This is a genomic window from Thiobacillus sp. (assembly GCF_018780105.1).
GTDB lineage: Bacteria > Pseudomonadota > Gammaproteobacteria > Burkholderiales > Thiobacillaceae > Thiobacillus.
Genome location: NZ_JADMKC010000006.1, coordinates 60,654 through 71,776 on the forward strand (window position 1 = coordinate 60,654; position 11,123 = coordinate 71,776).

Here is an 11,123-nt window from a genome sequence, read left to right on the forward strand (position 1 = left end):
GGCTCAGCGTGCCTGGGCGATTTGCGCGCGCAGGCTGTCCAGCGCCTCGGGCTCGCTGCGAACACGGAAAATCGCGCCTTCATCGTCGGCACGCTCTTCCAGCACTTCGCAGCGCGCGAAAATTTCCCCGCGCAGTTGTTGCGCCGACCACGGCAGATACAGCTCGGCCTCGGCCAGATCCTTCTGAAAAAATGCCACGATCGCCTGGTGCAGGCGCGCGACGTCTTCGGGGCGGCGCGCGCTCATCACGATGCAGCCGGGGTATTCGGCGCGCAGCGCGGCTTCGCGTTCGGCCCGCGCCTCGGCGCGCTTTGAATCCGGCGCCGCGGCATCGCCGACGTGGTCGATCTTGTTGAATATGCGCAGGCGCGGCACGTCCTGCGCTTCAATCTCGTTCAACACGTGTTCGGTGGTTTCGATCTGCCGTACAAACCCCGGGTCGCTGGCGTCGATGACGTGCAGCAGCAGCGAGGCATCCAGCGCTTCTTCGAGCGTGGACTTGAACGACGCGACCAGCCCGTGCGGCAAGTTTTTAATAAAACCAACCGTATCGCTGACCAGCACGCGCGGGATGCTCTCGGGGTACAGCGTGCGCACGGTGGTGTCGAGCGTGGCGAACAGCTTGTTGGCGACCAGCACCTCGCTGCCCGTGAGCGCACGCATCAGGGTGGACTTTCCCGCGTTGGTGTAGCCGACCAGCGCCACGCTGGCGAGCCCCTGGTGCGCCTGTCGCCGGGCGCGCTGCGTCTTGCGGTCGGCGTCCATCGCCGCGATTTCCTTCTGCAGTTCGGCAATGCGGTCGCGGATCTTGCGCTTGTCCAGTTCGGTATGCGACTCGCCGGCGCCGCGTCCGCCGACGCCGCTGCGCTGGCGTCCCTGCGGCCCGGCGAGCTTGGCCGCTTCGCGCAGGCGCGGTGCCAGATAACCGAGGCGCGCGATTTCCACCTGCGCACGCGCGGCGGGGGAACGCGCGTTGCGGTGGAAAATTTCGAGAATCACCATGGTGCGATCCATCACCTGGCAGCCGACTTCCTTTTCGAGGTGGCGCGCCTGCGACGGCGAGATTTCGTGGTCGACGAAAATGGCGTCGATCGGATCGGGCGAGACCGCATCGGCTTCGTCGTCCAGGCCTTCGACGAAATTGGACAGGCGGTGCAGGGGGTTCTGCGGTTCAGCGCCAGATCCGGTTTCGTCGCCGGTTTCGGCGTCCGTTTCGCCGCTGACGTAGTGGCGGATCTCCTGCCGCTTGCCCACACCCAGATACGCCGTCGAGTCGAAGCCGGCGCGTTTCTGGGTGAAGGTGCGGGTGACCGTGAAGCCCAGCGTCTTGGCCAGTTCGCGCAGTTCGGTCAGCGAGGCCTCGAACTCGACGTCGCTCACCCCCGGCAGTTGCACCGACGCCACGATGGCGTACTGGGGTTTTTCTTTGACTTCTTTTTGCATGCGGCGTGGGCTTCTGTTGAATGAGCGAGCCCGACATTATCCGCCAATGCGGACGCTTGAAGGATGGGTACCGCGGGTGCCAGCAATGCTGCGTGGCTGCTCGATCGACACTAGCCGCCCGTCATCGACATGAAGCGCAGCACTTTGTGTGGCGCTTCACGGAATTCGTGGCGTTCGGGCTTGAGGTTGATGGCGTCGATGATCGCCGTTTCCAGCTCGGCATCGCTGCAACCGTCGCGCAGCAGCGGACGGAATTCGAATTTCTCTTCCTGACCTAGACACATGTAGGCGGTGCCGTCGACCGCGATGCGGATGCGGTTGCAGGTTTCGCAGAAATGCTGCGAGATCGGGGTGATGAAGCCGACGTTGAAACGGCCGTCGGCGGTGCCGAGATAGCGTGCCGGGCCGGCGCCGGGCAGGGTGGTTTCGATCAGGTTGAATTGCTTGCGCAGGCGCTCTTTCACCGGCTGCAGATCGAGGAATTCGGCGTTGCGGCCGGTGCTGCCCATCGGCATCGCCTCGATCAGCCGCAACACGAAGCCGCGCTCGATGCAGAAGGCGACCATCTCGTCGATTTCGTCGTCGTTGGTGCCGGCGAGCGCCACCATGTTGAGCTTGATCGGCGCAAAGCCCGCATCCTGCGCGGCTGCGAGCCCGGCCATCACTTTGGCCAGCACATCGCGGCCGTTGATCTGTTCCACCCGCGCCTGCTGCAGCGAATCGAGGCTGACATTGAGCCGCGTGACGCCCGCGGCCTTGAGCGCCTGCGCGTGCTTGTCGAGCTGGGTGGCGTTGGTGGACAGCGACAGATCGTCGATGCCGGGCAGGGCAGAGATGCGCCCCGCCAGCCCGGCAATATCGCGCCTCAGCAGCGGTTCGCCACCGGTGAGCCGGATGTGGCTGACGCCGAGCCGCGCGAATGCACCGATCAGGCGTTCGATTTCGTCGAACGTCAGCCAGTGTTCGGGTTCTTCAAAGCCCTTGAAACCTTCCGGCATGCAATAGCTGCAGCGCAGGTCGCAGCGGTCCGTCACCGACAGCCGCACATAGTCGATGCGGCGGCCGAACTGGTCGATGAGGCCGCGCGGATCGGCGAAGGGAGCGTTCATTTAGACAGGGCTGGCTGGCGGGATTAGGTTATATATGGAAAAATATAGCCTGATTCGGTAGCTCTGACAACGCATATGAAAATATTCGGCATCGCAGGCTTCAGCGGCAGCGGCAAGACCACGCTGATCGAGCGCGTGTTGCCGCAATTGACTGCGCGCGGCCTGCGGGTGGCGGTGATCAAACACACTCACCACGACTTCGACATCGACCGCCCCGGCAAGGACAGCTGGCGCGCACGCGAAGCCGGGGCAGCGGCGGTGCTGCTGTCGTCCGACCACCGCACCGCGCTGCTGACCGAGCACCGTGATGCACCGCCCTCACTGGCCAGTTTGCTGGCGCAGTTGCCGCCGTGCGATCTGGTGCTGGTGGAAGGCTACAAGCGCGAGCCGATCCCCAAGCTGGAAGTGCACCGTGCCGCGACCGGCAAGCCCTGGCTCTATCCGGACGATCCGCATGTGCTGGCGGTGGCGTCGGATGTCGAACCCGGCTCGGAAATTCCCCGCATCGATCTCGATGCCATTTCACTCATCACCGACTTTATCCAGACCCATGCTCTCAGCTACCCAACTGCTTGATTCCCTGCTCGAACGCGCGCGCCCTCTGAGCGAAAGCGAAACCGTCGCGGTGACTGCCGGGCTCGGCCGCGTGCTCGCTGCGCCGCAAGTCTCCGCGATCACCGTGCCGCCGCTCGACAACAGCGCAATGGATGGCTACGCCGTGCGCATGGTCGACATGACGGCGGCAGGCGTCCGGCTGCCGGTGTCGCAGCGCATCCAGGCCGGCACGATGGGCGCGACGCTCGAACCCGGCACCGCCGCGCGCATTTTCACCGGCGCGCCGGTGCCGCCGGGCGCCGACGCCGTGCTGATGCAGGAACACTGCAGCGCCGAGGGCGACGCGGTCGTCATCAACCAGTTGCCGCGCATGGGCGCCAACATCCGTCGCGCCGGCGAGGACATTCGTGGCGGTGCGGAAATCCTCGCCGCCGGCACCCGCATCGGCGCAGCCGAGATGGGCCTGGCCGCCTCGGTCGGGCTGGCCGAACTGCCGGTGCTGCGCCGGCTGAAAGTCGCCTGCTTCTTCACCGGCGACGAGCTGGTGACGCCCGGCACGCCGCTGCAGGCCGGCCAGATCTACAACTCCAACCGCTACACGCTCACCGGGCTGCTGAACGGCCTCGGCTGTGAACTGATCGATCTCGGCATCGTGCCCGATACCCTGGCCGCCACCGAAGCCGCACTGGCGCGCGCGGCCAGCCTCGCCGATGTGGTCGTCACCAGCGGCGGCGTGTCGGTGGGCGAAGCGGATTTCGTCAAAACCGCGGTCGAAAAACTCGGCCGCATCGAAATGTGGAAAGTGGCGATGAAACCCGGCAAGCCCATCGTCTACGGCCGGGTCGGCGAGGCCGACTTTATCGGCCTGCCGGGCAACCCGGTGTCGGCCTTCGTCACCTTTTGCCTGTTCATCCGTCCGTTCCTGTTGAAGCGCATGGGCGCAACGCAGGTGCTGTATCGCGCGTTTCCAATGCGCTCGTCCTCCAGTTGGCTCAAGGCCGGCGACCGTCGCGAATTCCTGCGCGCCCGCATCGAACCAGACGGCCGCGTGGCGCTATTCCCCAATCAAGGCTCCGGCGTGCTGACCTCGTGCGCTTGGGGCGATGGCCTCATCGATCTGCAAATCGGCCAGACCCTCCAGCCCGACGACTGGGTCCGCTTCATTCCTTTTTCGGAGTTGCTCGGATGAACCTGCGCATTCTGTATTTCGCCCGACTGCGCGAGCGTTTCGGCGCGGCCGAAGAATCCATTGCGTTCGATGGCGTCAGCGTTGCGGATTTGATCGCGACGCTGCAGGCGCGCGGCGGCGTGTGGGCCGAAGAACTGGCCGCCGGACGCGCGTTCCGGGTGGCCGTCAATCAGGACATCGTCGCCCTTGATGCCGCGATCCCGGACGGCGCCGAAGTCGCGATTTTTCCACCGGTGACCGGAGGCTGATGGCATGACCCCCAGCCCGATCAAAATCAGGGTGCAAAGCGAGCCCTTCGACCTCGGCGCAGAAGTGAACGCGATGAGCCAGGGCCGCACCGACATCGGCGCCATCGCCAGCTTCGTCGGCCTCGCGCGCGACCACAACGACGGCAGCGGCGTCAGCGCGATGACGCTTGAGCACTACCCCGGCATGACCGAAAAGGCGCTCGCCGCGCTGGTGGACGAAGCCGGTGCGCGCTGGAGTCTGCTCGACGTGACCGTGATCCACCGCGTCGGCCGCCTGCTGCCCGGCGATCCCATCGTGCTGGTCGCCGTCGCCAGCAGCCATCGCGGCGAAGCCTTCGCCGCCAGCGAATTCATCATGGATGCGCTGAAAACCCGCGCGCCGTTCTGGAAGAAGGAAGAAACCCCGGAGGGCGAACGCTGGGTGGAGGCGCGCGCCAGCGATGACACGGCGGCGGAGCGCTGGGATGCGCCCTGATTTCACCGGTCTTCTTGCCAGTGAAACCTGTGCATGATGCGATGCACGATAGGCGCGAATATCAAGGCAACCACTACCAGGAACACCAGGCCTGCGTATAAAGCGTAAAGGCCGGCAAACAACTTGCCGCCGTCCGTTCTTGGGGCATCGACTGGCCCCATGCCACCCAGCAGCATTGCAGAATTGAGGAATGCGTCCCGCCAGGGAAGTCCCTCGTAGTATTCGTAGCCGGCCATGCCGCACATGAGCGACCCAAACAAAAGAAGAGCTGCGCCTGCGACGTGCAGGAGCACTCGCTTGAGAAAAAGTTCTTTGGGGATCGGCGGATGTGTTTTTGATTCGTACATGCTCCAGCCTTTGTGTAGCTCAAGGAATGAATGGTGGGGTCAGAGTGAACTGACCCCATTTATCGCGGGGCGCTGGGATGCGCTTTGAGAATTGGGTTGAGTAAAGGGTAGCTTCCCCTTTTACCCAAGCGCCTTAGCGCTTTTTGCCAGAGGTTCGGCTATGCCCGCCTTGATGGACTCGCGCATGCCAGGTACGGCCAGCAGGTACAAGGTTTCTTGAATTGCGTTCCAGTCTTCTGCGGAAAGAAGCACGGCGCTGCTGCGTTTTCCGGAAATGACGATGGGCTTGTGAGATTCCGCGGTTTGATCGATGAGCCGGTACAGATTTGCACGAGCCTCGCTGGCGGTCAGTGTGTCCATTTCGTGCTCCTTCAAAGGTGCCTTGATGGCACGTTTAAACGTACGTCTGTCAGGCGGCTGTGTGAGTGCTACAGGATAAAAGGGTAGCGTCCCCTTTTCCTATATACGTAGGGTTAGGCATTGGGGGCGTCCACACCTTCTTTACAAAGAATCGAAGCCATCAGCCAAGCCATGAATGCCACGCTTGCACCAATTACTGTAAAAAATTCCAGTGACACCATGAAAGACTTTGCTGTAGATCGGCCAGAAAGTGCTGAGTGAATAAAATAACCGCCTATACCTCCAAGAGACATGAGGATTGGAAGCCAAATCCAAGCATTCAATGGACGCAGGCTTTGGACGACAAGGTAAGGCAAACCGAGCACTAACGCAGTAACGAAAGAAACTATATAGCCACCCGCTATAAACACTATCGCAACTTCATAAAGATCTGTTTTTCCTGTGGTTATGAGTGAAGCGATAACAAACGCTACGTAGCCGCCAATTGGGCTTAATGAGACCACTTTGAAGTAGCAGAGAATGTTCATTTCAATGCATCATGCCTAACGTTAAATAGCCGTCACGTGACGGGATACAGGATTATTGGACATATCCAATGATCCCAAACTTCAAAATTATTCAGATAGTAAGTCATTGAATGGCGGGCTTACGCCATCTCCTGTTCCAGTGTATAGCCCGCCCCAGCATCCTGGCCGAGCACCTTGACCAGATACGGCATGATTTCCTCAAGCGTTTTATGCAGGGTCCACGGCGGGTTGATGACGAACATGCCGCTGCCGTGCATGCCGAAGCCATCCGGCGACGGGGTGTGGACGGTCAGCGCAACGTGCAGCCAGTTCTTGATCGGCAGGCGCTTGAGCTTGTCGGGGAGTTGCTGCGCTTCGGGGCGCGAGAGCTGTGGATACCAGACGGCGTAGGTGCCGGTGGCGAAGCGGGTCAAGCCTTCCTGCAGGGCCGCAATGACATTCGGGTAGTCGTCGCGGGTTTCGTAGGGCGGGTCGATCAGCACCAGCGCGCGGCGCGGCGGGGGCGGCAGCAAGGCCTTGAGGGCGTCGAAGCCGTTGGCGGCGGTGATGCTGACCTGCCGCCCGTGCGTGCTGAAGTTCTCCTGCAAAATCTGGCTGTCGCTGCTGTGCAGTTCGTACAGGCGCAGGCGGTCCTGCGGGCGCAGGGTCTGCTGCGCCAGCCAGGGTGAGCCGGGATAAAAGCGCAGGCTGTCGTCCGGGTTGCAGGCGCGCACGAGGTCGACGTAGTCGGCCAGTTCGGCGGGCAGGTCGGGGCGCGCCCACAGCTTGCCGATGCCGCTTTCGTATTCTTTCAGTTTGGTCGCATAGCCCGTGTCCAGTTCATACAGTCCCGCGCCCGCATGGGTGTCGATAATCCAGAACGGTTTGTCTTTTTGCCCCAGATAGCGGCTGAGCTGGACGAGCAGAAAATGCTTGAGAACGTCGGCGTGATTGCCGGCATGAAAGGCGTGGCGGTAGCTCAGCATGGTCGGTTACGAAGGGGCGGGCGGCGGGAGTGTTGCACATTCTGCCGGGTTTCGCCGCCGGGCGTAGGGATCGGGCCGCTTGACATTGGTTCTACATCGAACTAAATTGGTCCTAACACGAACCAAATGAGCGCGCGATGAACCAGCCTGTCGAATTCCTGCCCACCCTGCAAGACCTGGTGAAGTGCTATCAGGCGTTCGAGGCCTATTCGGCGGCGAACATCCGCGCGCTGGGGCTGACGCCGCCGCAGTTCGACATCGTCGCGACGCTGGGCAACACCGCCGGCATGACCGCCAGCGTGCTGGGCGAAAAAACCCTGATCACCAAAGGCACGCTGACCGGCGTGGTGGACCGCCTGGTGGCGCGCGGCTGGGTGGAGCGCGCGGCGCACGACAGCGACCGCCGCTGCCAGATCGTGCGCCTGACCCCAGAAGGCGAGGCCCTGTTTGCAAAGATCTTTCCCGCGCACATGGCGCACATGGCGGCGTGTTTCGCCGGGGTCGGCGCGGCCGATCATGCGCGCTGGCAGGCGGCGTTGCAGCAGATGGAACAACTTTTCAAGAAGGAAACGCCATGACCCCGACCCTGCGTTACACCACGCCGGCCGTCGTGCTGCACTGGCTGGTGGCGCTGCTGATTTTTGTCGGCTTTCCGCTTGGCGTGTACATGCACGAGCTGCCGCTGTCGCCGGTCAAGCTGCAGCTTTACAGCTACCACAAGTGGATCGGCATCACGGTGCTGCTGCTGGCGGGGATGCGCGTGGCCTGGCGACTGAGTCACCGGCCGCCGCCGTTGCCGGACAGCATTGCGGGCTGGCAGCGTCAGGCCAGCGCGGCGGTGCATGGGCTGCTGTATCTGCTGATTCTGGCGATTCCGCTGTCGGGCTGGCTGATGAGTTCGGCCAAGGGTTTCCAGACCGTGTGGTTCGGCGTGCTGCCGCTGCCGGATCTGGTCGGCAAGAGCCGCGAACTGGGCGATGCGCTGGCCACGCTCCACCAGATACTGAACTTCACGCTGCTGGGACTGGTCATTCTCCACGTTGCAGCAGCGCTCAAGCATCACTTCATCGAACGCCAGCCCTTTTTGCAGCGCATGGGCTGGAGCAAACAGGAGCGCACATGAAACCGGTTTTGAAACATCTGATGTTGCTGGCCAGCCTGGCCGCGTCATCCGCCCACGCGGCTGAATACCGCACCGTGTTGCCCAAGCAAAGCGCGATCAGCTTTGAAACCCGCCAGATGGGCGTGCCGGTGGCGGGCGGCTTCAAGCGTTTCACCACCCAGATGGTCTTCGATCCGGCCAGGCCGGAGGCGGCCAGCGCACGCATCGAGATCGACCTCGCCAGCATCGATGCCGGTTCGGTGGAAGCCGACGAGGAATCCGCCGGCAAGCTGTGGTTCAACCGCAGCGTCTACCCCAAGGCGGTGTTCACCAGCAGCCAGATCCGCGCGCTGGGCGGCAACCGCTACGAAATGCGCGGCACGCTCACGCTCAAGGGCAAAAGCCGCGAGCTGATCATGCCGGTGAGTTACGTTCCGGGCAAAACCGCTGCCACTTTCAATGGCGCATTCACGCTCAAGCGCCTGGATTTCGGCATCGGCGAAGGCATGTGGGCCGACGTCGCCACCGTGGCCAACGAGGTCCAGGTCAAGTTCCGCATTGCCGCCAGCGGCAAATAACCCGTTGTTTCATTCATTCAGGAGAGTTACATGAACCGTCTTGCCATGCTGATCGCCACGGCCTTTGCCGCTACCGTTGCCACCGGCGCCGCCCAGGCCGCGCCCGAAACCTACACCATCGACAACAGCCACACCTACCCGCAGTTCACCTACACCCACCTGGGCTTTTCCAAGCAGACGCAAAAGTTCGACAAGACCAGCGGCACGGTCACGCTCGACCGCGCAGCCAAAACCGGCGCGGTCGACGTGGTGATCGACGCGACTTCGGTCAACACCGGTTTTGCCCTGTTCAACCAGCACATCCAGGAACCGGATTATTTCGACACCGCGAAATACCCGACCATCACGTTCAAATCCAGCAAGATGAATTTCAATGGCGACGAGCCGGCCAGCCTGACCGGCGATCTCACCATCAAGGGCGTGACCAAGCCAGTGACGCTCACGATCACCCACTTCAAGTGTATGCCGCATCCGATGCGCAAGGTGCCGGCCTGCGGCGCCAACGCCACCGCCACCGTCAAGCGCTCGGATTTCAACATGGGCAAGAACGTCCCTTACGTCGGCGACGAGGTCACGCTGAACCTCGCCATCGAGGCGGCCAAATTGCCGACGGCCGCCCAGTAAAACGCTGGCGGAAGGTCGCCGTTTCGACAGCGGGCTGTTGGATTCCCAACAGCCCGCTGTTTTTTTGCGCTGCATTGCGGGTGCGGTTTGTTTGTAAGTTATTGTTTTGTAAGTGTTGTTTTGTTGATCGACATGGGTGTGGTGGATGGCATGGCGGTTGCAAGTAGGGGTGCACGGCCCTTCGGGGCATCCACCTTAGGAGCAACCCATGAACCGCCTTGCCTTGTTGACCGTACTTGCCGCCTGCTCCGTTTCTGCCCAGGCCGCACCTGAAACCTACGTCATCGACAACAGCCAGACGGTTGCGAACTTCAGCATCAGCATGCTGGGTGTGTCCAACAAACCGCACAAATTCGAGAAGACCAGCGGCAAGGTGGTAATCGATTCCGTCACCCAGACCGGCTCGGCCGAAGTGACCATCGATGCCGCCTCGGTGAACACCGGCCTCGGGATGCTCGACAGCCGGATGCAGTCCGCCGACTTTTTCGATACGGCCAATTTCCCGGTGATCACCTTCAAGTCCAGCAAGCTGTCGCTGGGTGGCGAGCAGATGAGCCTGACCGGCGACCTCACCATCAAGGGCGTCACCAAATCGGTCACGCTTAACGTGACCCGCTTCAAGTGCACGTCATTTTCGGAATACCAGGGCGACACCTGCATCGCCAATGCGAGCGTGACGATCAAGCGTTCGGAATTCAACATGGGCAAATACATGTTCCTGGCCGGCAATGATGTTTCCCTGAATCTGGTGATCGGCGCGGTCAAGGCACCAGCTCCAGTGCAGGTGGCCAGCCGCTGACAGCGGGTTCCCCTCCGAAACCCGGGCGCGGTGCCGCGAGCGGGTAAAATGGCGTTTTGCTGTCCGGAACGCCCCCTGTGCAACCCCATCAACTTGAATTGCTCGCGCCCGCGCGCGACGCCGAGATCGGCATCGAAGCCGTCAACCACGGCGCCGACGCGATTTATATCGGCGGCCCCTCGTTCGGCGCGCGATCTTCGGCCGCCAACGAGGTCGCCGATATTGCGCGGCTGGTAGCGCATGCGCACCGCTTCAACGCGCGCGTGTTCGTCACGCTCAACACGATCCTGCGCGACGACGAACTGGAACCTGCGCGTCAGCAAATCTGGCAGCTTTACGAAGCCGGCGTCGATGCGCTGATCATCCAGGACATGGGACTGCTGGAACTCGAGCTGCCGCCGATCCAGCTGCATGCCAGCACCCAGACCGACATCCGCACCCCGGAAAAGGCCCGCTTTTTGCAGGACGTGGGTTTGAACCAGATCGTGCTGGCGCGCGAACTCGACCTCGCGCAGATCGCCGCCATCCGCGCCGCCACGCGGCCCGAAACCACGCTGGAGTTCTTCGTCCACGGCGCGCTGTGCGTCGCCTACAGCGGCCAGTGCTACATCAGCCACGCCCACACCGGGCGCAGCGCCAACCGCGGCGATTGCTCGCAGGCCTGCCGCCTGCCGTACCAGGTCACCGACATGGAAGGGCGCATCGTCGCGCACGACAAACACGTTCTTTCCATGAAGGACAACAACCAGAGCGACAACCTCGAAGCGCTGATCGACGCCGGCATCCGCAGCTTCAAGATCGA

Annotated in this window: 16 protein-coding genes; 10 read left to right on the top strand and 6 right to left on the bottom strand. The window is 62.4% G+C overall.

Annotation, left to right across the window (positions count from 1 at the left end; genetic code table 11):
* Positions 1-3 precede the first annotated feature (3 nt).
* Positions 4-1,443 carry a GTPase HflX gene (gene hflX, locus IV098_RS06480; protein ID WP_296887228.1) on the bottom strand — a complete coding sequence of 480 codons (1,440 nt, stop codon included), beginning with the start codon at positions 1,441-1,443 and terminating at the stop codon, positions 4-6.
* 110 nt (positions 1,444-1,553) lie between these two features.
* The gene (moaA, locus tag IV098_RS06485; protein ID WP_296887231.1) at positions 1,554-2,552 is read right to left on the bottom strand and encodes a GTP 3',8-cyclase MoaA; all 999 of its coding nucleotides are present in this window, start codon (positions 2,550-2,552) and stop codon (positions 1,554-1,556) included.
* 75 nt (positions 2,553-2,627) lie between these two features.
* On the opposite strand from moaA, the gene mobB reads away from it, so the two are divergent.
* Genes mobB through moaE form a run of 4 tightly spaced genes read left to right on the top strand, consistent with a single transcriptional unit; the run spans position 2,628 to position 5,019 of the window.
* The gene (gene mobB, locus IV098_RS06490; protein WP_296887234.1) at positions 2,628-3,128 is read left to right on the top strand and encodes a molybdopterin-guanine dinucleotide biosynthesis protein B; all 501 of its coding nucleotides are present in this window, start codon (positions 2,628-2,630) and stop codon (positions 3,126-3,128) included.
* Positions 3,103-4,296: a gephyrin-like molybdotransferase Glp gene (glp, locus tag IV098_RS06495; RefSeq protein ID WP_296887237.1), complete on the top strand. Its 1,194-nt coding sequence runs from the start codon at positions 3,103-3,105 to the stop codon at positions 4,294-4,296. Before mobB ends, glp begins: the two co-directional genes overlap by 26 nt.
* Positions 4,293-4,544 carry a molybdopterin converting factor subunit 1 gene (moaD, locus tag IV098_RS06500; RefSeq protein WP_296887240.1) on the top strand — a complete coding sequence of 84 codons (252 nt, stop codon included), beginning with the start codon at positions 4,293-4,295 and terminating at the stop codon, positions 4,542-4,544. The genes glp and moaD overlap by 4 nt, the downstream gene beginning before the upstream one ends.
* 4 nt (positions 4,545-4,548) lie before the next feature.
* Positions 4,549-5,019 carry a molybdopterin synthase catalytic subunit MoaE gene (moaE, locus tag IV098_RS06505; RefSeq protein WP_296887244.1) on the top strand — a complete coding sequence of 157 codons (471 nt, stop codon included), beginning with the start codon at positions 4,549-4,551 and terminating at the stop codon, positions 5,017-5,019.
* Between the two features lie 2 nt (positions 5,020-5,021).
* Here the strand turns inward: moaE and IV098_RS06510 are convergent, their stop codons facing one another.
* The 4 genes from IV098_RS06510 to IV098_RS06525 form a co-directional block, all read right to left on the bottom strand.
* Positions 5,022-5,366, bottom strand: coding sequence for a hypothetical protein (locus IV098_RS06510; protein WP_296887247.1), 345 nt, complete (start codon positions 5,364-5,366; stop codon positions 5,022-5,024).
* A gap of 120 nt (positions 5,367-5,486) precedes the next feature.
* Positions 5,487-5,726 (bottom strand): type II toxin-antitoxin system Phd/YefM family antitoxin, encoded by a 240-nt coding sequence (locus IV098_RS06515; RefSeq protein ID WP_296887250.1) that lies wholly within the window; start codon positions 5,724-5,726, stop codon positions 5,487-5,489.
* A 113-nt stretch (positions 5,727-5,839) separates the two neighbouring features.
* Complete coding sequence (locus IV098_RS06520; protein WP_296887253.1) at positions 5,840-6,253, bottom strand: hypothetical protein; 414 nt, start codon at positions 6,251-6,253, stop codon at positions 5,840-5,842.
* A 119-nt stretch (positions 6,254-6,372) separates the two neighbouring features.
* A complete protein-coding gene (locus IV098_RS06525) occupies positions 6,373-7,218 on the bottom strand; it encodes a 23S rRNA (adenine(2030)-N(6))-methyltransferase RlmJ (RefSeq protein ID WP_296887256.1) in 846 nt (281 codons plus the stop codon).
* A gap of 137 nt (positions 7,219-7,355) precedes the next feature.
* Here IV098_RS06525 and IV098_RS06530 point away from each other — a divergent pair, with 137 nt between their 5' ends.
* The 6 genes from IV098_RS06530 to IV098_RS06555 form a co-directional block, all read left to right on the top strand.
* Entirely contained in the window at positions 7,356-7,796 is a 441-nt protein-coding gene (locus IV098_RS06530) for a MarR family winged helix-turn-helix transcriptional regulator (RefSeq protein ID WP_296887259.1), read from the top strand.
* Entirely contained in the window at positions 7,793-8,341 is a 549-nt protein-coding gene (locus tag IV098_RS06535) for a cytochrome b (protein WP_296887262.1), read from the top strand. The genes IV098_RS06530 and IV098_RS06535 overlap by 4 nt, the downstream gene beginning before the upstream one ends.
* Positions 8,338-8,898: a YceI family protein gene (locus IV098_RS06540; protein ID WP_296887265.1), complete on the top strand. Its 561-nt coding sequence runs from the start codon at positions 8,338-8,340 to the stop codon at positions 8,896-8,898. Before IV098_RS06535 ends, IV098_RS06540 begins: the two co-directional genes overlap by 4 nt.
* A gap of 30 nt (positions 8,899-8,928) precedes the next feature.
* A complete protein-coding gene (locus IV098_RS06545) occupies positions 8,929-9,522 on the top strand; it encodes a YceI family protein (protein ID WP_296887268.1) in 594 nt (197 codons plus the stop codon).
* 208 nt (positions 9,523-9,730) lie between these two features.
* Positions 9,731-10,321, top strand: a complete 591-nt coding sequence (locus IV098_RS06550; protein WP_296887270.1) for a YceI family protein — start codon at positions 9,731-9,733, stop codon at positions 10,319-10,321.
* 77 nt (positions 10,322-10,398) lie between these two features.
* Positions 10,399-11,123: peptidase U32 family protein (locus IV098_RS06555; protein ID WP_296887272.1), on the top strand; the 725-nt coding region annotated here is incomplete at its 3' end.